The 22,588-nt window shown below is 72.3% G+C and carries 20 protein-coding genes; 18 read left to right on the forward strand and 2 right to left on the reverse strand.

The window, feature by feature from the left end; genetic code table 11:
• Positions 1–174 precede the first annotated feature (174 nt).
• On the reverse strand, positions 175–2,001 hold the full coding sequence (locus ACFWIA_RS00845; protein WP_386998982.1) for an ABC-F family ATP-binding cassette domain-containing protein: 1,827 nt from the start codon (positions 1,999–2,001) through the stop codon (positions 175–177).
• A gap of 174 nt (positions 2,002–2,175) precedes the next feature.
• On the opposite strand from ACFWIA_RS00845, the gene ACFWIA_RS00850 reads away from it, so the two are divergent.
• Complete coding sequence (locus ACFWIA_RS00850; RefSeq protein WP_385486651.1) at positions 2,176–2,544, forward strand: hypothetical protein; 369 nt, start codon at positions 2,176–2,178, stop codon at positions 2,542–2,544.
• Positions 2,541–3,203, forward strand: a complete 663-nt coding sequence (locus tag ACFWIA_RS00855) for a nucleotidyl transferase AbiEii/AbiGii toxin family protein (RefSeq protein WP_386998984.1) — start codon at positions 2,541–2,543, stop codon at positions 3,201–3,203. The genes ACFWIA_RS00850 and ACFWIA_RS00855 overlap by 4 nt, the downstream gene beginning before the upstream one ends.
• 70 nt (positions 3,204–3,273) lie before the next feature.
• Here ACFWIA_RS00855 and ACFWIA_RS00860 read toward each other — a convergent pair whose 3' ends face one another.
• The gene (locus ACFWIA_RS00860) at positions 3,274–5,016 is read right to left on the reverse strand and encodes a dolichyl-phosphate-mannose--protein mannosyltransferase (RefSeq protein ID WP_386998986.1); all 1,743 of its coding nucleotides are present in this window, start codon (positions 5,014–5,016) and stop codon (positions 3,274–3,276) included.
• Positions 5,017–5,161: 145 nt separating this feature from the next.
• Here ACFWIA_RS00860 and rsmI point away from each other — a divergent pair, with 145 nt between their 5' ends.
• The 16 genes from rsmI (at position 5,162) to ACFWIA_RS00940 (ending at position 22,395) form a co-directional block, all read left to right on the forward strand.
• Positions 5,162–6,010: a 16S rRNA (cytidine(1402)-2'-O)-methyltransferase gene (gene rsmI / locus ACFWIA_RS00865; protein WP_386999181.1), complete on the forward strand. Its 849-nt coding sequence runs from the start codon at positions 5,162–5,164 to the stop codon at positions 6,008–6,010.
• 224 nt (positions 6,011–6,234) lie between these two features.
• Entirely contained in the window at positions 6,235–6,657 is a 423-nt protein-coding gene (locus ACFWIA_RS00870; RefSeq protein ID WP_386998988.1) for a hypothetical protein, read from the forward strand.
• Between the two features lie 83 nt (positions 6,658–6,740).
• Positions 6,741–7,658 (forward strand): TatD family hydrolase, encoded by a 918-nt coding sequence (locus tag ACFWIA_RS00875; RefSeq protein ID WP_386998990.1) that lies wholly within the window; start codon positions 6,741–6,743, stop codon positions 7,656–7,658.
• Between the two features lie 66 nt (positions 7,659–7,724).
• Positions 7,725–8,615 (forward strand): 16S rRNA (adenine(1518)-N(6)/adenine(1519)-N(6))-dimethyltransferase RsmA, encoded by an 891-nt coding sequence (rsmA, locus tag ACFWIA_RS00880; protein ID WP_386998993.1) that lies wholly within the window; start codon positions 7,725–7,727, stop codon positions 8,613–8,615.
• Entirely contained in the window at positions 8,612–9,553 is a 942-nt protein-coding gene (locus ACFWIA_RS00885; RefSeq protein WP_386998995.1) for a 4-(cytidine 5'-diphospho)-2-C-methyl-D-erythritol kinase, read from the forward strand. Before rsmA ends, ACFWIA_RS00885 begins: the two co-directional genes overlap by 4 nt.
• Before the next feature lie 29 nt (positions 9,554–9,582).
• Positions 9,583–9,891 (forward strand): hypothetical protein, encoded by a 309-nt coding sequence (locus ACFWIA_RS00890; protein ID WP_386998997.1) that lies wholly within the window; start codon positions 9,583–9,585, stop codon positions 9,889–9,891.
• Positions 9,892–10,454: 563 nt separating this feature from the next.
• Entirely contained in the window at positions 10,455–10,973 is a 519-nt protein-coding gene (locus tag ACFWIA_RS00895) for a GNAT family N-acetyltransferase (protein WP_386999000.1), read from the forward strand.
• Positions 10,974–11,025: 52 nt separating this feature from the next.
• Positions 11,026–12,393 (forward strand): acyltransferase family protein, encoded by a 1,368-nt coding sequence (locus ACFWIA_RS00900; RefSeq protein ID WP_386999002.1) that lies wholly within the window; start codon positions 11,026–11,028, stop codon positions 12,391–12,393.
• A gap of 154 nt (positions 12,394–12,547) precedes the next feature.
• Positions 12,548–14,167: a penicillin-binding transpeptidase domain-containing protein gene (locus ACFWIA_RS00905; protein ID WP_386999004.1), complete on the forward strand. Its 1,620-nt coding sequence runs from the start codon at positions 12,548–12,550 to the stop codon at positions 14,165–14,167.
• 190 nt (positions 14,168–14,357) lie between these two features.
• Entirely contained in the window at positions 14,358–16,100 is a 1,743-nt protein-coding gene (locus ACFWIA_RS00910; RefSeq protein WP_386999005.1) for a penicillin-binding transpeptidase domain-containing protein, read from the forward strand.
• Positions 16,101–16,306: 206 nt separating this feature from the next.
• Complete coding sequence (locus tag ACFWIA_RS00915) at positions 16,307–17,146, forward strand: EamA family transporter (protein WP_386999006.1); 840 nt, start codon at positions 16,307–16,309, stop codon at positions 17,144–17,146.
• Positions 17,147–17,236: 90 nt separating this feature from the next.
• A complete protein-coding gene (locus ACFWIA_RS00920) occupies positions 17,237–18,514 on the forward strand; it encodes a helix-turn-helix domain-containing protein (protein WP_386999008.1) in 1,278 nt (425 codons plus the stop codon).
• Between the two features lie 11 nt (positions 18,515–18,525).
• Complete coding sequence (locus ACFWIA_RS00925; protein WP_386999009.1) at positions 18,526–19,773, forward strand: helix-turn-helix domain-containing protein; 1,248 nt, start codon at positions 18,526–18,528, stop codon at positions 19,771–19,773.
• Between the two features lie 335 nt (positions 19,774–20,108).
• Positions 20,109–20,420, forward strand: coding sequence for a hypothetical protein (locus tag ACFWIA_RS00930; RefSeq protein WP_386999011.1), 312 nt, complete (start codon positions 20,109–20,111; stop codon positions 20,418–20,420).
• A gap of 190 nt (positions 20,421–20,610) precedes the next feature.
• Positions 20,611–20,805 carry a hypothetical protein gene (locus tag ACFWIA_RS00935; protein WP_386999013.1) on the forward strand — a complete coding sequence of 65 codons (195 nt, stop codon included), beginning with the start codon at positions 20,611–20,613 and terminating at the stop codon, positions 20,803–20,805.
• A 261-nt stretch (positions 20,806–21,066) separates the two neighbouring features.
• Positions 21,067–22,395 carry a tetratricopeptide repeat protein gene (locus ACFWIA_RS00940; protein ID WP_386999014.1) on the forward strand — a complete coding sequence of 443 codons (1,329 nt, stop codon included), beginning with the start codon at positions 21,067–21,069 and terminating at the stop codon, positions 22,393–22,395.
• Positions 22,396–22,588 lie beyond the last annotated feature (193 nt).

The raw sequence follows: 22,588 nt of genomic DNA on the forward strand, positions 1-22,588 counted from the left end.
ACCACGCCACCCGGCGCTCCCGGCGCGGACAGGTCCTGTGCCCAAGGGCGGACGGCCCTGTGATCCCACTGTTACGCCCCCTTCACGCCCTCTCCGCAGCCCGTGCATCCGGAGGACCGCAACGGCCGCGGGGCGAGCGGGACGACGACCGCAGGGCCGGCCGCCGTGGCGCGATCACGCCGGTTCGGCCTCGTCGGCGAGCTCCAGCCACCGTGCTTCGAGGTCCTCGCGCTCCGCGACCAGCGCGCGCAGTTCGGCGTCGAGCGCGGCGACCTTCTCGAAGTCGGTGGCGTGCTCCGCGATCCGCTCGTGCAGCCCGGTCTCCTTGCCGGAGATCCGGTCGATCTGCCGCTCGATCCGCTGGAGTTCCTTCTGCGCCGCCCGCGTCTCCGCGGACGAACGCCCCTTCGGTGCCGCGGCGGGTGCGGCGGCGGCCGGGGCGGACGTCGACGGGGCGGCGGACGACGCCATCCGCTCGCGCCGCTCCAGGTACTCGTCGATGCCGCGGGGCAACATCCGCAGCGCACGGTCGCCGAGCAGGGCGTACACCCGGTCGGTGGTCCGCTCCACGAAGAACCGGTCGTGCGAGATGACGACCATCGAGCCGGGCCAGCCGTCGAGCAGGTCCTCCAGCTGGGTCAGCGTCTCGATGTCCAGGTCGTTGGTGGGCTCGTCCAGGAAGAGGACGTTCGGCTCGTCCATCAGCAGCCGCAGCAGTTGGAGCCGTCGCCGCTCGCCGCCGGAGAGGTCCCCGACCGGCGTCCACTGCTTCTCCTTGCCGAAGCCGAAGGTCTCGCAGAGCTGCCCCGCGGTCATCTCCCGCCCCTTGCCGAGGTCGACCCGCTCCCGCACCTGCTGGACGGCCTCCAGGACCCGCAGCGTCGGGGCGAGTTCGGAGACCTCCTGCGAGAGGTACGCGAGGCGCACCGTCTTGCCGACGGTGACCCGCCCGGCGGCCGGCTGGGCCTCGCCCTGGGTGCGGGAGGCCTCGGCGAGGGCCCGCAGCAGCGAGGTCTTGCCCGCGCCGTTGACGCCGACGAGGGCGAACCGGTCGCCGGGGCCGAGCTGCCAGGTGAGGTGCTGGAGCAGGGTCTTGGGCCCGGCCTGGACGGTGACGTCCTCCAACTCGAAGACGGTCTTGCCGAGCCGGGAGCTGGCGAACTTCATCAGCTCGGAGGTGTCCCGGGGCGGCGGCACGTCCTTGATCAGCTCATTGGCCGCCTCGACGCGGAACCGGGGCTTGGAGGTGCGGGCCGGGGCGCCCCGGCGCAGCCAGGCGAGTTCCTTGCGGACGAGGTTCTGCCGCTTGACCTCCTCCGTGGCGGCGATGCGCTCCCGCTCGGCGCGGGCGAACACGTAGTCGGAGTAGCCGCCCTCGTACTCGTGGACCTTGCCCCGCTGCACGTCCCACATCCGGGTGCACACCTGGTCCAGGAACCACCGGTCGTGGGTGACGCACACCAGCGCGGAGCGGCGGGCCCGCAGATGGGCCGCGAGCCAGGCGATGCCCTCGACGTCGAGGTGGTTGGTCGGCTCGTCGAGGACGATCAGGTCCTGCTCCTCGATGAGGAGCTTGGCGAGCGCCACCCGGCGGCGTTCGCCACCGGAGAGCGGCGCGATGACGGTGTCCAGGCCCTGCGGGAAGCCGGGCAGGTCCAGCCCGCCGAAGAGGCCGGTCAGCACGTCGCGGATCTTGGCGTTGCCGGCCCACTGGTGGTCGGCGAGGTCGCCGATGACCTCGTGCCGGACGGTGGCGGTCGGGTCGAGGGAGTCGTGCTGGGTGAGCACGCCCAGGCTCAGCCCGCCGCTGTGGGTGACCCGACCGGTGTCGGCCTCCTCCAGCTTGGCGAGCATCCGCACGAGGGTGGTCTTGCCGTCCCCGTTGCGGCCGACGACGCCGATCCGGTCGCCCTCGCTGACGCCGAGCGACACCCCGTCGAGCAGGGCACGGGTGCCGTACACCTTGCCGACGGACTCGACACTGACGAGGTTGACTGCCATGGGGCTCCTGCCGCGGGGATGGACCGGCCCTCCAGCCTAGTCGGCCCGCCCACCTCCCCCTCCCGGGGCGCCGGGGCCCCGATCCGGTCCCGGCGCGGGCCACCGACCCGGGCCGTCAGGGCCGGTCCGCCTCACTGCCGTGCAGTGTCACCGGGACGGGCCATAATCGGGAGCATGGCCCAGGCTTCCCCTCCCCCGCAGTTGCCGCCCGCCGCCGAGGTGCTGCGCGCCCGCTACGCCGGACGGCTTCCCACCTGCCTGGACGAGCTCACCGGCCCCGCGAACGGCCCCGTCGACCTGCCGCTCCACGTCGTCTGGTCAGGGCTGCGCTCGTTCGACCTCGACCGCCCCCGGTCCTGCATGAGCCTCTACCGCGCCGTCCTCGCCGAAGGCCAGCACGACGACCTCGTGCACTTCCTCAACCGCGACCTCCTGCTCAGCCAGTGGCCGGTGCTGCGCACGCTGATCAGCCGTACGGTCCGCGACGTGTGGGAATCCGCCTTCACCGACCTCACCCCCGGCACCGCCGCGGCCTCCGCGTGAACCTCAGCCCCCTCCACCGTCGGCTCCTCGCCGACGTGCTCGCCATCGGCAGCCCCTACCCGCTGGTGGTGACCGGCGGATACGCGGTGCAGGCCCACGGCTTGGTCGAACGCCTCAGCCAGGATCTCGACGTCGCCACCGAGAACCCCGCCCCCATGGCCGACATCACGCACACCGTCGTTGAGGGGCTCACCCGCCGGGGCTGGTCCGTGCGCCTCATCGGAGCGGACCCGCTCTCCGGTCGCCTCATCGCTGCTGACCCGGTCACCGGCGAGGAGTGCGAGGTCGACATCCTCAAGGAAGCCTTCTGGGCGCCCCCGACCTCGACCGCGATCGGTCCCGTCCTGTCTCTGGACGACGTGATCGGCACGAAGGTCCGCGCGCTAGCCGACCGGGGTGCCGTCCGCGACCTCATCGACGTCCACGCGGCCTCACGCCACCGCACCACGGCCGATCTCGAAACCCTCGGCCGCCGCCATGCCCGCATCGCCTTCGACCTCCACGACCTGCGCGACCGTCTCACCGGGACCGACTGGTACGAGGACGAGGAGTTCACCGCCTACGGCCTCACGCCCGACCGGACCGCTGCTCTCCGTGCCTGGGCACTGGCCTGGGCGACCGACCTCGCTGCCCGCCTCCACCAGGAAGAAGACCTCTGATCACGGACCCATCCGCCCGGGCGGGCCGACGGTTGCACGCCGCCGGTCGCCCGGATGTCCTGACCGGTGGCTAGATCCAGGTGTCGAGCCACATGCGGGCGCGCCAGGAGTCGATGGAGATGGGCTGGCCGGTGTAGATGGGCCAGAAGTAGATGAAGTTCCACGCGATGAGCAGGACGATGACGCCCGCGCCCGCCGCGCCCGCCGTGCGGCGCAGTTCCGTCGAGCCCTTGGGGCCGAGCAGCGCGCCGACCAGCATCGCCACCGCGAGGCACAGGAACGGCACGAACACGACCGCGTAGAAGTAGAAGATCGTCCGCTCCTGGTACAGGAACCAGGGCAGGTACCCGGCCGCGACCCCGCACAGGATCGCGCCGGCCCGCCAGTCGCGGCGCAGCAGCCACCGCCACAGCACGTACAGCAGCGCGAAGCAGGCCGTCCACCACAGCATGGGGGTGCCCAGGGCGAGCACCTCGTTGGCGCACTTGTCGACGGTGTCCACGGGGCAGCCGTCGATGCCGGGCACGGACGGCTCGTAGTAGTACGAGACGGGGCGCCCGGTGACGATCCAGCTCCACGGGTTCGACTCGTAGCGGTGCGGCGAGTCGAGGGCCTTGTGGAAGGCGAGGACCTCGGCCTCGTAGTGCCACAGGCTGCGCACCCAGTCCGGCACCCAGCCCCATGCGGTGTCCTGGCCCCGGGTGATCGCCCAGTCGCGGAAGTAGCCGCCCCGGCCGTTGTCGGGGGACATGATCCACCCGATCCAGGTGCTGAGGTAGGTGACGAGCGCGACGGGCACGGTGGCGAGGAAGGCGGGGCAGACGTCCCGCTTCAGCACCGACAGCCAGGCCCGTTCGGCGCCCGCGACCCGGCGCGCGCCGACGTCCCACAGCACCGACAGCAGGCCGAACGCGGCGAGGAAGTAGAGGCCGTTCCACTTGGTCGCCGCGGCGAGGCCCAGGCTGACCCCGGCGGCGATCCGCCAGGGCCGCCAGCCGAGCCGCAGGGTGTCCGCGATCCGGGCGTCGGGCCGGGGCAGTCCGTCCTCGCCGAGCGGCAGCGCGGCGGCCAACCGGGCCCGGGTGCGGTCCCGGTCGATCAGCAGGCAGCCGAACGCGGCCAGGGCGAAGAACATGATGATGAGGTCGAGGAGCGCGGTGCGGCTCATCACGAAGTGCAGGCCGTCGATGGCCATCAGCGCGCCGGCGAGGCAGCCGAGGAACGTGGAGCGCAGCAGTCGGCGGCCGATGCGGCACAGCATGAACACGGAGAGGGTGCCGAGCACCGCGGTCATGAACCGCCAGCCGTACGGGTCGAACCCGAACATCCATTCGCCGACGCCGATGAGGTACTTGCCGAGCGGCGGGTGCACGACGTACGCGGCGCCCTCGGGCAGGGCGACCGAGGAGCCCTGTTCGAGCACCTGCTCGTTGATGTTCTTCGCCTGCCAGTTCAGCTCGAACCCGCGGTGAATGATCGCCCAGGCGTCCTTGGCGTAGTACGTCTCGTCGAATATCACCTCCTTCGGGCTGCCCAGCTGCCAGAACCGGAGCAGACCCGCGACGACGGCCACCACCAGCGGACCCAGCCAGGACGACCAGCGCAGCAGCGGTCCCACCGCCCGGACGGGCACCCTGAGCACCGTCCACAGTCGGGGGCCGGGCTCGGCGTACGGGGGCACCAGCTGGCCGCGGAGGTCGCCCCGGGGGCGCGGGTTGTGACCGAAGCGGCGCAGGCGGTGCCGCCAGGCCGGGGGGTGCGGTGCGGCGGGCTGGTCCTGCCGGGTGTCCGTCGAGGACGCGGTACTCGTCACCGCGCCATCGTAGGGAACGGCTCCGTACGCCGCCGCCCCCGCACCCGTCCTACGGGGGGCGCGTTCCCCGACGCGGGCGCCGGGGCGGCGGGACGGGCCGGGGCCGAGGAGCAGGGAGTGCTGGGAGACTGGAAGGGTGACTGATGTGGGTGGGACTCTCGTACTGGCCGGAACTCCGATCGGGGACCTCGCGGACGCCCCGCCGCGGCTGGCCGCCGAGCTGTCCGCTGCGGACCTGGTGGCCGCCGAGGACACCCGCCGGCTGCGGCGGCTCGCCCAGGGCCTCGACGTCCAGGTGACGGCGCGCGTCGTGTCGTACTTCGAGGGCAACGAGAGCGCCCGGACCAAGGAACTCGTGCAGGCCCTGGTGGGCGGGGCGCGGGTGCTGCTGGTGACCGACGCGGGCATGCCCTCGGTGTCCGACCCGGGGTACCGGCTGGTCGCCGCGGCCGTGGAGCACGGCATCCGGGTCACCGCCGTACCGGGCCCCTCGGCGGTGCTGACGGCGCTCGCCCTGTCGGGGCTGCCGGTCGACCGGTTCTGCTTCGAGGGGTTCCCGCCGCGCAAGCAGGGCGAGCGGCTGTCCCGGTTCCGGGAGGTCGAGCGGGAGCGGCGCACCCTCGTCTACTTCGAGTCCCCGCACCGGCTCGCCGACACGCTCGCCGCGATGGCCCAGGTGTTCGGGGCCGAGCGGCGCGCCGCGGTCTGCCGCGAGCTGACCAAGACGTACGAGGAGATCAAGCGCGGGCCGCTGGCCGAGCTGGCGAGCTGGGCGGCCGAGGGGGTCCGGGGCGAGATCACCGTCGTGGTCGAGGGCGCCCCGGAGCCGGGCCCCGCGGACCTGAGCCCCGAGGAGCTGGTGCGCCGGGTCCGGGACCGGGAGGAAGCGGGCGAACGGCGCAAGGAGGCCATCGCCGCGGTCGCCGCCGACGCCGGCGTGCCCAAGCGCGAGGTGTTCGACGCCGTGGTGGCGGCAAAGAACGCGCCTCGGTGAGCGCCAAGCCCGGGCAAAGGACTACCGTGGAAGGCAAAGCCGGGCCCGCTCACCGGCCCCTCGGGGCAGGAGCAGACCAAATCGGCGCCAACACTCGACAGCCCTGATGCGTCCGGGCCGGCCGAGGCGTCCACTGGGGTGAGGAGGACGTACCCGTCCCCCCACGCCGTCGCGGCAGCATCCCGCGCCGGGCGGCGCTTGTCCGCAGGGCAAGAGGAGCTGGCATGAGTGAGATCGCAGGGACCGGTCACCCCCGTGCGGCGACCGCCGTCGTCCACGAGTCGTACGCCTTCGCCTGCATGCGGTGCGGGCACGGCTGGGAACAGTCGTACGAGATCGAGCACCACATCGACGGCGAGGGCCACGCGTACGTGACCTACCTGGCGGACGGGCAGCGGGTGCCGTCGCCGCTGAGCCGCCCGACCTGCCTGAACTGCGGTGCGCACCTGGTCCGCATCATGCGGGCCGGACAGGTGTCGTCCGTGCAGAACCTGCTGCGCCACCCGGAGCCGATCACCCACCGGCGCAAGCACGAGGACGGCCCGGAGGCCGAGGGGGCCCCGGAGACCGACGCCGCGCACCGGCTGCACCACCACTGGCGCTTCTCGCACCTCCTGCACCCGTTCCACCGTCGGGACGCCGGCTGAGGCCCCGGACCGTCGGCTCCACCGGGCGTTGCGGGTGTTCCCGGCATTCCCGGTGGGGCCGACGGGGTTCGTAGGATCGGGTCATGTCCTCGACCTCGAAGCCCGCCGACGGCGCCCGCCGCGCCCGCAGTGACCGTGCCGACCAGGACGCGCCGCCCCTGCCCGCGCCGCTGTCCGTCCCGGTCGCCGACTCGCACACCCACCTCGACATGCAGACGGACACGGTCGCCGAGTCGCTGGCGAAGGCCGCCTCCGTGGGCGTGACCACGGTCGTGCAGGTGGGCTGCGACCTGGCGGGGTCCCGGTGGGCGGCCGAGACGGCGGCGGCCCACCCCTCCGTGCACGCGACGGTGGCCCTGCACCCGAACGAGGCCCCCCGGATCGTGCTCGGCGACCCCGACGGCTGGTCCCGGCAGGAAGCCCGCCCGGCCGGCGGCGACGCCGCCCTGGACGCGGCCCTCGCCACGATCGACGAGCTGGCGGCGCTCCCCCAGGTCAAGGGGGTCGGCGAGACGGGACTCGACCACTTCCGCACCGGACCGGAGGGCCGGGCCGCGCAGGAACGCTCGTTCCGCGCGCACATCGAGATCGCCAAACGGCACGGCAAGGCCCTGGTGATCCACGACCGGGACGCCCACGAGGACGTACTGCGCGTGCTGAAGGAGGAGGGCGCCCCCGAGCGCACCGTCTTCCACTGCTTCTCCGGCGACGCGGAGCTGGCCGAGGTGTGCGCCCGGCACGGCTACTACCTGTCCTTCGCCGGCAACGTCACCTTCAAGAACGCGCAGCCGCTGCGGGACGCCCTCGCGGTGGCCCCGCCGGAACTGGTGCTGGTGGAGACCGACGCGCCGTTCCTCACCCCGGCCCCGTACCGGGGGCGGCCAGGCGCCCCGTACCTGATCCCCGTCACGCTGCGGGCGATGGCCGAGGTCAAGGGGATGACCGAGGACGCCCTGGCGACGGCCGTCGCCGCGAACACGGCCCGCGCCTTCGGGTACTGACCGCGCCCGGGGCGGCAGCGGTGCGTGTGGTCGGGGTCGCCGGCCCGGGGACCGTACCCTTGACCGGTGAGCAGCACCGACCCCGACCCGCTCCTGGGCCCCGCCGACATCCGTGAGCTGGCGGCGGCGCTCGGCGTGAAGCCGACCAAGCAGCGCGGCCAGAACTTCGTCATCGACGCCAACACCGTGCGCCGCATCGTCCGCACCGCAGAGGTGCGCCCCGAGGACCGGGTGGTCGAGGTGGGGCCGGGACTCGGCTCCCTCACCCTCGCACTGCTGGAGGTCGCCGATCACGTCACGGCCGTCGAGATCGACGACACGCTGGCGGGGGCGCTGCCGGCGACCGTCGCGGCCCGGCTGCCGCAGCGCGCGGACCGCTTCTCCCTGGTCCACCAGGACGCCATGCGGGTCACCGAGCTGCCCGGGCCCCCGCCGACCGCACTGGTCGCGAACCTGCCCTACAACGTCGCCGTGCCGGTGCTGCTGCACATGCTGGAGACGTTCCCCAGCATCGAGCGGACCCTGGTGATGGTGCAGGCCGAGGTCGCCGACCGACTGGCCGCCGGGCCCGGGTCGAAGGTGTACGGGGTGCCGTCCGTGAAGGCCAACTGGTACGCGGAGGTCAAGCGGGCCGGCTCGATCGGCCGCACCGTGTTCTGGCCCGCGCCCAACGTCGACAGCGGGCTCGTCTCCCTGGTCCGGCGCACCGAACCGCTGGCCACGACCGCCAGCCGGAAGGAGGTCTTCCGGGTGGTGGACGCGGCGTTCGCGCAGCGCCGCAAGACCCTGCGGGCGGCGCTCGCCGGCTGGGCCGGGTCCGCGGCGGCGGCCGAGGCGGCGTTGGTGGCCGCCGGGGTCTCCCCGCAGGCGCGGGGCGAGTCGCTGAGCGTCGAGGAGTTCGCCCGGATCGCCGAGAACGCCGTACCCGTCGCCACGGAGGAGGACCCGGCCGGATGACCGTGGACAGCAACCGAACGGACAGCACGCGCACGGCGGTGACCGTGCGGGTTCCCGCCAAGGTGAACGTCCAGCTCGCGGTGGGCGCGGCCCGACCCGACGGGTTCCACGACCTCGCCAACGTCTTCCTCGCCGTCGGTCTGTACGACGAGGTCACCGTCACGCCCGCCGACGGCCTGAGGATCACCTGTTCCGGGCCGGACGCCGGTGAGGTGCCGCTGGACCGCTCCAACCTGGCGGCCCGGGCGGCTCAGCTCCTCGCCGCGCGGTACGGGCGCGGCCCCGAGGTCGGCGTCCACATCCACATCGACAAGGACATCCCGGTGGCCGGCGGCATGGCCGGCGGCAGCGCCGACGCGGCGGGCGCGCTGGTCGCCTGCGACGCGCTGTGGGGCACCGGGGCGAGCCGGGACGAGCTGCTGGCGCTCTGCGCGGAACTCGGCAGTGACGTGCCGTTCAGCCTGGTCGGCGGGGCGGCGCTCGGCACGGGGCGCGGGGAGCGGCTGCGGCCCCTGGAGGTCGGCGGGACCTTCCACTGGGTGTTCGCTGCGGCCGAGGGCGGGCTGTCGACGCCCGCGGTGTACCGCGAGTTCGACCGGCTCACCGCGGGGACGGAGGTGCCCGTGCCGCAGGCCGCGCCCGAGTTGCTGGACGCGCTGTGGCAGGGCGACGCGGTGGCCCTCGCCGGGGCGTTGACCAATGACCTCCAGCCCGCGGCGCTGTCCCTGTTCCCGTCGCTGGCGCGGACCCTCGCGGTGGGCCGCGGGGCGGGGGCGCTGGCCGGGATCGTGTCCGGGTCCGGTCCCACGACGGCGTTCCTCGTCGCGGACGAGGACGCCGGGGTCGCGGTTGCGGCGGCCCTGCGGGGGAGTGGGCTGTGCCGGGCCGTTCGGGTCACCGGGTCCCCCGCGGACGGGGCGACGGTCCTCCCCGGCTAGCCTTCCGGGGCCCCTGGGATACTCCCGGGATGCCCACGTGGATAACCCCGCGGCGCTTAGGCGCCACCGCCGTCCTGTACGCCGTCTTCGTCGGGGGTTGGTACCTCGGCCAGCCGCTCCCCCACGTCGGCTGTCGCGACTCCGATCCGCCGAGCGCGTCCGACCTGCCGGCGCGGGTCGGGGAGCCCGGCGACTTCTCCGGTGACGTTTCCCGGTTGGCCGGCCAGTTGGAAGACGTCGCCGCCGTCCAGGTCGTCGACGTGTCGGTCGTCGTGCCGTGTGACGGGTCCGTGGATCGTCCTCGGCTGGTGGCCTGGGTGACGGGCGATTGGCGCTGAGTCGTACCGCCCGCGCAGTTCCCCGCGACCCCTCCGGTACGTCCCCCTGCGGGTGCGCTGCCCTGCGCGGGTGTGCTGTGGTTCCCCGCGCCGTTCCCCGCGCCCCTTCAGGTGCGTCCCCCTGCGGGTGCACTGTTCTGCGCGGGTGCGTCGTGGTTGCTCGCGCCGTTCCCCGCGCCCCTTCGGTGCGCTCCTGCGCGGGTGCGCTGTCCTGCGCGGGTGCGGTGTCCGCTGCTCGGGCCGGTCGTCCACTGCGGGTGCGTCGTGGTTGCTCGCGCCGTTCCCCGCGCCCCTTCGGTGCGCTCCTGCGCGGGTGCGGTGTTCTGCGCGGGTGCGGTGCCTGGTGTCTGGGGCGGGTGTTTCCCGTGGGGCGGACGACGGCGTCGAGGAGCGCCCCGATCAAGGGGCGCGGGGAACTGCGCGGAAGCGGGACGCACCCCGCAGAACAGCGCACCCCCGGGCGGACGCACCCCAAGGGGCGCGGGGAACTGCGCGAGCAACCGCTACGCACCCGCAGGGAAAAGCCGTGGTGCGCACCGGGCAACGGAGCCGACCATGAACGGATGCGCATTCGCCCAGCACGAGCAACGGACGCAGCAGCCGTCGCCCAGGTCCACGTAAGGACCTGGCAGACGGCCTACGCGGGGATCGTCCCGCAACCGTTCCTGGACGCCCTGGACGTCCAAGAGGCCACCCGCACGTGGACGACACTGCTGACCGGGATGACGAGACCCCGGACGGACGTCCTCCTCACCGAAGCCGGAACGAGGATCCTCGCCTTCGCCGGCTACGGCCCCGCCGAACACGCCCCGCACTGCGGCGAGGTCAACACCCTGTACGCACACCCCGACGTGTGGGGCACCGGCGTCGGCCGGGACCTGCTCGCCGCGACCGTGACCGCGATGCACCGCGCCGCGTACACGGACGCCACCCTGTGGGTCCTCGCCGACAACACCCGGGCCCGCCGCTTCTACGAGGCGGCGGGCTGGCGCTTCGACGGGACCACCACCCAGGACCACGACGGCGGCGCCGTCCTCGACAAGCTGCGGTACGGGCGACCCCTGGCAGGTACTCAGGAGTGAACTGAGTACCCGCACCCTGTCGTTCGGGGTCCGGGCGAGCGAGCGTACGGACATGGGAACGCGTCTTCGAGAAGCGGAACGACTTGCCGGTGCCACCCCGGCGCACCGGGACCGTTACATGGACCTGTTGCGCGTCGCCTCGCTGGGCGTCGTGGTCCTCGGGCACTGGCTGATGGCCGCCGTCACGGTCGACGCCGACGGAGCCGCCCGGGTCGGGAACCTCCTCGCCGAGGTCCCCCGCGCCCAGATCCTCACCTGGGTGTTCCAGGTGATGCCGGTGTTCTTCTTCGTGGGCGGCTTCGCGCACGCCCTGTCGTACCGCTCACTGGTGCGCCGCCACCCGGACACGCCCCCGTACGCCGGGTTCCTGCGGGCCCGACTGCGTCGACTGCTGCGCCCCACCATGGCGTTCGTACTGGTCTGGGGCGCGCTGGCGCTCGGCCTCGCGCTCGTGGGCGCGGACGACGCCCGGCTGGACGCCGCCCTGCGCCTGGTGACCCAGCCCCTGTGGTTCGTCGGGATCTACCTCGCGATGGCCGCCCTCACTCCCCCGCTGCTGCGGGCCCACGAACGCTGGGGCTGGGGCGCGTTCGGCGCGCTGGCCGGTGCGGCGGCCCTGGTGGACGTGGCGCGGCTGGCGCTGGGCGTGCCGTACGTGGAGTTCCTGAACTTCGCGTTCGTCTGGCTGGCCGTCCACCAACTCGGGTTCCTGCGCGCCGACGGTGCGCTGCGCCGCCCGCCGCTGCTCGCGGGGGCGGGACTGCTCGGCGCGGCGGTGTTGGTGGCGCTCGGCCCGTACCCGTTGTCGATGGTGGGGATGCCCGGTGAGCGGATCTCCAACATGGCCCCGCCGACGCTGGCCCTGTTGTGCCACGGACTGTGGCTGGTCGGCGCGGTGGAGTCGCTGCGGTCCCCCGCGGCCCGGCTGCTGGCCCGGCCGCGGGTCTGGCGGGGCGTGGTGGTGGCCGGCGGGTTCTCGATGACCGCGTTCCTGTGGCACCTGACGGCGATGCTGGGCGTGTACGGGGTGCTGTTCGCGTGGGACGTGCCGCTGCCGGAACCGGCGTCCGGCGTCTGGTGGGCCCAGGTGCCGTTGCGGCTGGGCGCGGCGCTCGCCCTGACGGTGCTGCTGGTGGCGGTGTTCAGCCGCTTCGAACGTCCCGCCCCGGGCGGACCGGTGGGCGGGGGACGGGGTGCCGGGGCGGTCGCGGCGACGGGGGTGACCTTGGCCCTGTTCGGTGTCCTCGGCTTGTCGATGGTGGGCTTCGCCGACCTCCTGGAGGGGCACGGCGCCGTCCTGGTCGCCGTCCGGGTCACGGCGCCCACGGCGGTCGCCCTGGCCGTCGCGGGCTGGCTGTTGGTGGAACGGGCGGGCTCCCCCTTCCGGCGAACGTCCGACGCCCGGAGCGAACCGGGGTGAGCGACCGTCGCGTACGCCCCCCGAACGGCGCGTCGCCCCTCGCCGCGCCTCTTCTGTCACACCGTGCACGTGCGCCCTTTACTCTGGGCCACGACACGGCCGAAGCACGGTTCGCACACTGCTCCAAGAGCGGGCGACCCAGGGAGAGGACGGCATGCGCAACGGAGCGAAGACGGCGATCATCGGCGGGGTGTTCGCCGCCATGGTCGGCGGCGCGGCCTACGGTGGCTACGTACTCGTCGACGAACTGGGCTTCGGATCCGATGCGGAGCCGAAGAAGTCCGGGCCCCCGTCGGCCGCGGAGGTCCGCACGGCGACGGAGGCGTTCTTCACCGCCTGGGAGAAGGGCGACCCGAGCGGGGCGGCCCAGGCCACCAACAACGCGGCCGAGGCGCGACCCGTGTTCATCGGCTACAAGGACGCGGCCGGCCTCACCGATGTGGAGATCACGCCCAAGGCGGCACGCGGTGCCACCGTGCCGTACTCGGTGCGGGCCACCGTCACCCACGAAGGTCTGAGCGAACCGGTCGCCTACGAGTCCTCGCTGACCGTCGTCCGCGGCGTGACCACCGGACGGCCGCTCGTCGACTGGAAGCCGTCGGTGGTGCACCCCAAGCTCAAGGACAAGGACGACGCCCTGGTCACCGGCAAGGCGTCCACCCCCTCGGTGCAGGCCGTCGACCGGGACGGGCGGGTGCTGGACAGCAAGAAGTACCCCTCGCTGGCGCCGGTCCTCACCCAACTGCGGAGCGTCTACGGGGAGCGGGTGGGCGGCACGCCCGGGGTGGAGCTGGCCGTGCGGCACGCCGGGGACGTACCGGACACCCCGCTCGTCACCCTCGCCGAGGGCCAGCCGGGCAAACTGCCGACGACCCTCAGCGCCCGGGCCCAGGCGGCGGCCGAGAAGGCGGTGCTGCGCTACCCCGAGTCGTCGGTGGTGGCGGTGCGCCCCAGCACGGGCGAGGTGCTGGCCGTGGCCAACCACCGCGCCGACGAGTTCAACGCCGCGTTCCAGGGCGAGTTGGCACCCGGTTCCACCATGAAGATCGTGACGGCCGCCATGCTGATCGAGGGCGGTGTGGTGACGGCGGACGGCGCCGCGCCCTGCCCCGACACGGCGGTGTGGCAGAGCCAGACGTTCAAGAACATCACCGGTCTCAGGCCGAACACCGCGGCCGACTTCACGAACAGCTTCCAGCGCTCGTGCAACACCGCGTTCATCAAGCTCATCGACGAGGAGCCGGTGACCGACGAGTCGCTGACCCGCACCGCCGAGGACAAGTTCGGTCTGGGCCGTGACGACTGGCGGACGGGCATCGCGTCCTTCGACGGTCGGGTGCCCGTCTCCACCGGCCCCGACCGGGCGGCCAACGCCATCGGGCAGGGACGGGTGCAGATGAGCCCGTTGACGATGGCCTCGGTGACCGCGACGGCGATGACCGGCTCGTTCCGCCAGCCGCACCTCGTCGCGAAGTCGCTGGACGACCGGGAGTTCGCGAAGGCCGAGGGGCTCGCCCCGGACACCGTCGCCCAACTGCGGCAGATGATGGCGGCGACCGCGCGGGTGGGCAGCGGAGCCGGCGCGATGCGCGGGCTCAGCGGCGACATCGGCGCGAAGACCGGCTCCGCCGAGGTGGACCGGCAGGCGACGGCGAACAGTTGGTTCGTCGGGTACCGCGGTGACGTGGCCGCTGCGGCCGTGGCCCAACAGGGCGGACGTGGCAGCGACTCGGCCGGACCGATCGTGGCGGACGTGCTGCGCAACGGGAGTTGAGGCCCCGGGCACCCGCCCCCGGCGATCGGTTCGACGCGAACGCCTCGATCCGGAACCGTACGGGCGCCGCAGGTCTCCTCACCTGTGGGGTGGGCGTGCGGGCCCGCCCCCGGAGCGTTCTAGGCTGAGGCCGGAACGGCCGCGGGACCCTGCGGGTTCGCGGGCACCGCGGGGGAACAACGGAGGACGTGTGGGCAAGAGAAGGCGCGCCGAGCGCCCGAAGACGCGGCCGGCCCTGCTGGGCGGGGTGCTCGTGGTGGCCGTGGGCGGGGCGGGCCTGGGGGTCTGGGCCCTGTCCGGCGGCGACGGGGACGGGGCCGCGGCGAAACCGAAGATACCCACGGGGCCGCCGACCGCGGCCGAGGTGTCCCGGGTGGGCGACGCGTTCCTCGCGGCCTGGCGCGGCGGCCGGACCGCGGAGGCGGCGGCCCTCACCGACGACGTACCGGCCGCCCGGGCCGCCCTGACCGGCTTCACCAAGGACGCCAAGGTCAGTGCCGTGGCCCTGACGCCCGACGCCCCCGCGCAGACACCCGGCAGCGAGGCGCCCACCACCGAGAAGCCCGGCACCCGCGCGGACGCCCACTTCCCGTTCACGGTCAGGGCGACCGTCACCCACGCGGGGCAGAGCAAGCCCCTGGAGTACGCGTCCGCGCTGACCGTGGTGCGCCGGGCCTCCGACGGCAAGCCGCTCGTCGGCTGGAAGCCGTCCGTGGTGCACCCGGACCTGCGCCCCGGCGACCGGTTGCTGACCGGGGAGTCGGGCACCCCGCCGATCAAGGCAGTCGACCGCTCCGGCCGGGAACTCACCGTCAAGGAGCACCCGTCGCTGGGGGGCGTCCTGGACGCGCTGCGCGAGCGCTACGGGAAGAAGGCCGGCGGCAAGGGGGGCGTGGAACTCCGGGTGGTCCGCGCCGGAGCGAAGCAGGACGGCGCGCAACGCACGGACGCCGGGGCCGGGCGGAAGAAGGCCGACCAGGCACCCGACAAGACCCTGTTGACCCTGAGCAAGGGCACCCCGGGGACCCTGCGCACCACCATCGACGCCACGGTGCAGGCCGCTGCCGAACGGGAGACCGCCAAGCGCAAGCAGGCGTCGGTGGTGCTGCTCAAGCCGAGCACCGGCGAGATACTCGCGGTCGCCAACTCCCGCCCGGAGGGCTTCAACACCGCGTTCCAGGGTTCGCTGGCACCCGGCTCCACCATGAAGATCGTCTCCGCGGCGCTGCTGCTGGAGAAGGACCTCGCGGGCATGGACAAGAAGCACCCGTGCCCCAAGTACGCCTCCTACGGCGGCTGGAAGTTCCAGAACCTGGAGAAGTTCCAGATCAAGAAGGGCACGTTCCGCGCGAGCTTCGCCGCCTCGTGCAACACCGCCTTCATCACCCAGTCCAAGAAGCTGAAGGACGACGACCTCACCCGGCACGCCCGGGACGTCTTCGGACTCGGCCGCAACGACTGGACGATCGGCGTGCCGACCTTCGACGGTGCGGTGCCCGTGCAGCAGGACGCCCCCAAGGCCGCCTCGCTCATCGGGCAGGGCGGGGTGCGGGCCAACCCGCTGAACATGGCGAGCGTGGTGGCCACCGCGAAGACGGGCACCTTCGAGCAGCCCTACCTGGTGTCGCCCGAGGTGGACGACCGCAAGCTGGCGTCGGCGCCCCGCAAGCTCGACGGCGACGCGCAGCGCCAGTTGCGGGAACTGCTGCGGTACACCGCGACGTCCGGGTCCGCGGCGAAGCCGATGGCCGGACTCGGCTCGGACGTGGGGGCGAAGACGGGATCGGCCGAGGTCGACGGCCAGAAGAAGCCGAACGGCTGGTTCACCGCCTGGCGCGGTGACGTGGCGGGGGCGGCCGTCGTCCAGGAGGGCGGCCGGGGCGGCTCCTCGGCGGGCCCGCTGGTGGCGAAGCTGCTCAAGTCCACGGGCTGAGCCACGCACGGGCCGAGCCACCGACGCGGCCACCGCTCACCGGGGCGCCCGGGTCGTCCGGGGCGCCCCGGACGTCCGGGGCTTGATTCCGATCGCCTGCGGAGTACACGGATTGCTACGGTGAGTCGCTATGACTGCCCAACCGCCGCTGGCGCAACCCCGGTTCATCGAGACGACCGCCGTGCGGGAACCGTCGCGGTGAGCCGGTGACCCCGCTGGTCGCTGCGGCCGTCCTGCTCGCCGCGGTCACCCACGCGTCCTGGAACGCCCTCGCGCACCGCATCACCGACAAGCTCGTCGGCTTCACCCTGATATCCGGCGGCGGGGCCCTGATCGGCCTCGCCCTCGCCCCCTTCGTCCCGCTGCCCGCCGCCGCAGCCTGGCCGTACCTGGCGGTGTCGGCGGTCCTCCACGTCGCGTACTACGTCCTGTTGATGCGGTCGTTCCAACTCGGCGACTTCGGGCAGGCGTACCCGATCGCCCGGGGCAGCGCACCCCTGGTGGTGACGGTGCTGGCGGCGGTGTTCGCCGACGAGTACCCGGACGCCTGGCAGGGCGCCGGCATCGCGGTCGCCTGCGCGGGACTGTCCGGGGTGGCCCTGTGGGGGCTGCGCGGCAGCCGCCCGGACTGGCCCGCGATCCTCGCGGCGCTCGCCACCGGCGTGTCCATCGCCTCGTACACCGTCGTGGACGGACTCGGCGTCCGGGCGGCCGGTACGACCCCCGGATACCTGGCCTGGCTGATGATCCTGGAAGGGTTCGCCGTCCCGCTGTACGCCCTGTGGCGCTGGCGGGGCGCCTTCGCCGAGCGGCTGCGGCCCAGCCTGTGGATCGGCCTCCTGGGTGCGGCGCTGTCCGTCGCCGCGTACGCCCTGGTGCTGTGGGCGCAGACCCGGGCCGCCCTCGCCCCCGTCGCCGCGCTGCGGGAGTCCAGCATCCTCGTCGGGGCGGCGATCGGCGCGGTGCTCTTCAAGGAACGGTTCGGCGCGGTGCGGGTCGCCGCGGCGGCGCTGCTGACGGTGGGCATCGGGTTGATGCTGACCTGAGCGAGGGCGCCGCACGCCCCGTCGGAGCGGACGCCGTCACCGTTTCGACGGGAGTACCGTTCTGAGTGACCGTGGCAGAACGGAGTCAGCATGTCTCACCCCACCGACGGTCACATCGGCGCACGGATCGCCGACTACCGGAAGCTGCGCCACCTCACACAGACGGGCCTGGCGCAGCGCGCCTTCGTCTCCCGGGGCACGATCGCCAAGGTGGAGGCCGGGCTCACCCCTGCAACGCCAGCGGTCGTTGCCGCCGTGGCGCGGGCTCTTGAGGTAGACGTAGCGATCCTCAACGGCCAGCCGTACGTCTCCGAACTCCAGCAGGACCAGCTCGACCGTATGATCTCGCCGCTCTCCGATGCGCTGGACCTGTACGACCTCGGACCGGATCCGGAGATCCGTCCCCGACCCGTTGCCGAGATCGCGGCCGACGTCAAGGAGCTGTGCGCCGGTGCCTGCGCGACGGAGTACAAAGGCGTCGGAACCCGCCTTCCCGGCCTCCTCGGCGAGTTGACGACCGCCGTGGCCCTCCTCCCGCACGGAGGGGAGCGCAGAAGCGCCGAGTCCTCCCTGAGCTGGGCCTACTGGGTGGCCTACGAGTTCGCCTATCGGCTGGGCTACCACCACCTCGCGACGATCGCGCTGGAGCGCATGGGCTGGATGGCGGAACAAGCGCAAGACCCCTTGCTGCTCGCCCTCCGCCTGAGCAAACGCAGCAGCATGTTGCTACGGCGAGGGAACAACCAACTGGCGTTGAAGGTGCTGGAACGCGGCCACCAATTGATCGACCAGCACGACGAGACGGAATCCGTCCCGGCGTTGGCGGTGTCGGGAACCCTCCACCTGGCAGGCGCCATCGCGGCAGCTCAGGCGAAGAACGAGGACGCGGTCAGCGGACAACTGGAGCTGGCTCGCCAGGCGGCCAAGCAGATCGGCCGGGACGTTCCCCGCGTCTACTGGACGTCCTTCGGCGTGACGAACGTGGCGCACTTCGACGTCGCGACGGCCGTCGAGTTGGGGAACCTAGGCGAGGCGATGAAATCCGCCCGCCGACTGCGCTTCCCCGCCGACCACCCCAAGATGCGCATCGGTCGCTACCACATCGAAATGGCCCGGGCCTACGCGCAGATGGGCAAGCCCGAGTCGGCCGAAGCCGCCCTGCATCGCGCACGCGAGGTGGCTCCGCAGCAGGCCAGGTACCACCCGCTGATGCGGGAGACCATCGCCGTCCTGGTACGCCGACAACGCCGAGCACCACAGGGTCTCGCCTCGCTCGCCGCATGGGTCGGCACGGACGCCGCCCCGACAGTCCCCGTGGCGCAGTGCCGCAGGCGTACCGTGGTGGGGGACCGTCCACCACACGTGTAAGGCGGGGAAGCATGAGCGCACTCGGCGACAACGTCCGCGACAAGCGCTTGGCCGCAGGGCTGACCCAGGAGACACTGGCGCACGCCGCCGGCTTGGCACCCTCCACCGTCGCCAAGTTGGAACAGGGCGGAAGCGTTCGCATCGAGACGCTCCACAAGCTCGCGCGGGCCCTGCACCTGAAGACGTCCGCGTTGATGGCATCGAGTACACCTGAGGCCCTTGGCAATCAGGAGTCTTCACCGGTCGGACTGGTCGAGTTGCGAAACGCACTCACGCCACCCGTTGGCCTGGCAGACGATCTGAGGCCGGTCGCGGCAGATGCCCCGGACTTGGCAGCGCTCCGGCACGTCGTCCGCGGGGGGTCGTCTTCCTATGACGCACTCAAGTTCGAACCGGTGGCGGCTCACCTTCCGCAAGTCGTCAGGGATTCAGCCTCGGCAGTGACCTACTTCGACAACGGGCCCGAATTCCAGACGGCCTTGTCGGTCCGGTCGGAAGCGTTGCTGTTGACCGGTCGGTACCTGACCGCTGTGCGGCAGTTCGACCTCGCCTACCACGCGCTGTCCGGCGCGATTCGGGACGCACGTGCCGTGGACGACACGAACACGGCAGCCACCGCCATCGGCATCATGTCCTGGCTCATGACGCGCCAGGGCCGTTTCGACGACGCTGAACGCCTGGCGATCGAGACAGCGGATCGCATCGAGCCCCGAATCTCCCAGGCGACACCCGAGCGGCTGAGTTCCTGGGGTTGGCTGGCGCTGCACGCCGCTGCGGCTGCGGTCCGGAACAACCGGGCGAAGGAGGCTGCGGCCGTCCGGCGAATGGCGGCGTCCGCTGCGTCCGCGCTGGGACGTCAGCCCGACGAGAACACGCGCTACGGCCGGTTCGACGCGACCGTCGTAGCGATGAAGGACCTGGAAGACGAACTCATCAGGGACGGCGGAGATCCCTACCGGGTCATTGAGGAGTCCACGGGCAAGGCGCCGCTGTCGGACTTCTCCATGCGGGCCGCCGGAGTGCCCGAAACGGACAACGAGTGGAACCGCCATCGTCTGACCACCGCATCCGCCTACGTCATGGTGGGGGATCACGAAAGCGCCGTGGACCGACTGGTCAGGATCGAGTCCAGCAACGCGGATTGGCTGAAGCACCAGCGCCCCGCCCAAGACGTGATGCGGACCGTCGTCCAAGGGCGCAAGCGGAAGCTCACCAGGGACATGCGCCGCCTGAGCAACCTGATGCTGGCCGACGCGTAATTACCGCGTTCCGCGGTAGATACCGCTCCCACCGGACGGCGCAGTGGACGCGCCTGCTGCCTGACGTGCAGGCGCGTCCCGCAGAGCTGCGAGAAGTACCACCGCGCGCTCGTGATCCCCGCCTCAGTGCTCCCTAGGGTCGTTGCACTCGCTGCCACGAGAGACCCCCGCGACGGGGCGAACCGTCCGGGGGCGTGGCCATCAGCTTGAGGAGCTGTTGACGTGCCGAAGTGTATCGGTCGGGTTTTCGAGTGCGTGTTGTGGTGGTTACTGCCACCGTCCATGCATCGTCGCCACGGCCCTGCCGACCGCGCGGCCGGTGTGGAGGTGCGCCGGTGAGCGGTGAGGGAGGGGCTGCGGTGCGGCTGTTGCCGTGGTCGACGCCGGACGGGAAGCCGTGTTACCTCGCGACCGACAGCGGCAACGGGTACCTGTCGAGGGTCGCGGACCGCATGGAGGCCACCCAGCTCGACATGGCCGTTCAGTTGCTCGGCCATGCACGGGCGTTGCTGGGCGATCCGAAGGCGAACGAGCGGGAGTTGCGGTTCGTGGCGACGCGGTTGGTGGAGTCACTGGACGAGACGCTTCGGGTGGCGCACAGCCGCGGTGGCCGCCTGCCCCGCCCTGTCGAACCGGTCGACGGGTGAGCGAGACGGACACGGTCCGGGCGGTGCCGTGCGCGGCGTGCGTGTTGGCCCGGATCCTGGGGCACCCCTGGTACGCGCACGGCTGCCACGGGGTGACCCGGATCCGCGTGGAGGGCCTGCGCATACGGCTGCGGATCCTCGGCCGCGACCCCGCGTGCCCGTGCCCGTGCACCCGGGGAGGTGCCATCCGGTGACCTCTCCGAGGCCGATGTACGCGAAGATGCGGCTCTCTACGTACCAGCTCGGACTGGACGGCGAACGGGTCGGTGAACGGCGACTCCCGGTGACGGTCATCGGCCATCCGGCCCTGATGGCCCAGCCACTGGCATGGCCGGCCTGCCGCTGCCCGTCGTGTCGCACCGGTCCCGTGCGACACGGCCGGTAGCGCAATCCCCCTCCCCGGGCGGGGCGTTGCGGCGCCCCGCCCGGGACTTGCGGAGGCGTTCCCGTGGGAGCGGGCGGCAGCGGCCTTCCACTCCCACGTGGACAGCTGTGCGCCGTTCGGGGCACAGCCCCCACGCCGTCGCGACCCCTTGCGACTGGCGCACTACTCCAGGCGACATCCCCGGGGCTCACGGCGGTACGGTGGGGTCCACGCTCGACGTTCAAGTCATTAAGGCTTGCTATACGAGGAGTTGACGGCTCCGTGGCGATCCGTGAACCGAACGAACGTCTCACGCTCCTGCACCGCGAGGCGGGTTGGACTCTGCGGCAGTTCTCGCAAGCGGTGAACCGGATGGGAACCGAGCGGGGCACCCCGACGAACTTCCGGCCCCCCTCCGTGCACCAGTGGCTGAGGGGGCACCTTCCCAGGGAGTCGACCCGGCCGCTCGTCCTCGAAGCACTCGCCCGCAAGCTGCGGCGCCCGATCACCCCTGCCACGGCGGGGTTCCCGGCCTCCGACCCCTTCGAGCAGGGCACCGTGGACGCGCTCGTAGACCTAGGCGTGACCCACACGGTTCCCGGTCGGCGAGCGTTCCTCGGGGTCAGCCTGTTCTCGGTCGCCCTGGCGGTTCCCGGCTGGGAGGACGTCGTGGGGAGAATGGAGTCCGTCCGGTCCGGAGCGGCCCCGCGCATGGGCATGCCCGAGGTGGACATGGTCACCAAGATGACGGACCGGTTCGCCGGAATCTACAGCCAGTTCGGCGGTCAGCACTCCCGACCACTGGCCGCGCTGTTCCTCGCCAACACCGTCGCGCCCTATCTGCGCGCCGACGCTACGGAAGCGGCGCGCAAGGCCATGATGTCGGCGGCCTCGTTCCTCTCCTACCTCACCGGTTGGATGGCCGTGGACGAAGGGCTCCACGGACTCGCGCAGGACTACTACGTCAAAGCTCTGGAGCTAGCGGGTGCCAGTACGGACCACATGACGTACTGCCACGTCCTCCGTGGGATGAGCGTCCAAGCCGCCGACCTGGGGCACGGGTCCGTCGCCGTGCGTCTGGCCGACGCCGCTGCCGCCACCTCCCCGAACGCGGGGCCACGGCTGCGGGCCTTCATGCTGGGGCAGCAGGCCCATTCCTTCGCGGTCGCAGGTGATCGCGAAGCCGCTCTGCGAAGCATCATGGCGACGGAGAAGTCCCTGAGCATCGCGGAGAGCGGACCAGGCCCCTTCGGCGGATACGGACCTGCCACCCTGGCGTACCACACCGCACAGGTCAGACACGCTCTGGGAGACGTCACGGGTAGCGTCGAATCCCTCATGCTCCATTTCCGGCTGAGGGGCACGTCCGAAACACAGGTCTCCGGGTTGCGTTTCCAGTCACTCATCGCCGAACGGCAGCTGGACTCAGGGAACTTGGAAGCGGCTTGTGTCACCTGGGGGAATGTCCTGGATGCGTACCCCCAGGTTCACTCGGGGCGCGTCGACAAGCACGTGGAGAACATTCCTCGCCTTCTCCGGCGCTACGCCGCCAACGGAAGGGCGAAGGAGACCGTGGAGAGGTCCCGAGCGGTTTCCCAGGCTGTCGCCTGAGCCCATCGATCCGGAATTCCGGCCCTCTTGCACACCCAGCGCAGTCGGGCCGGTGCGGGGGCATCGGCGGCAGGTGGCTTGATCGACCTAGGCAGGCAGGACATGGAGCGTCGCACCTTCCTTGAGGCTTCCCTCTTCAGCATCGCTGTCCAGATTCCCGAGTGGCAGGATTCGGTGGGCCGGATCGAAGCCA

This window comes from Streptomyces sp. NPDC127068 (assembly GCF_042724695.1).
Taxonomy (GTDB): Bacteria; Actinomycetota; Actinomycetes; order Streptomycetales; family Streptomycetaceae; genus Streptomyces.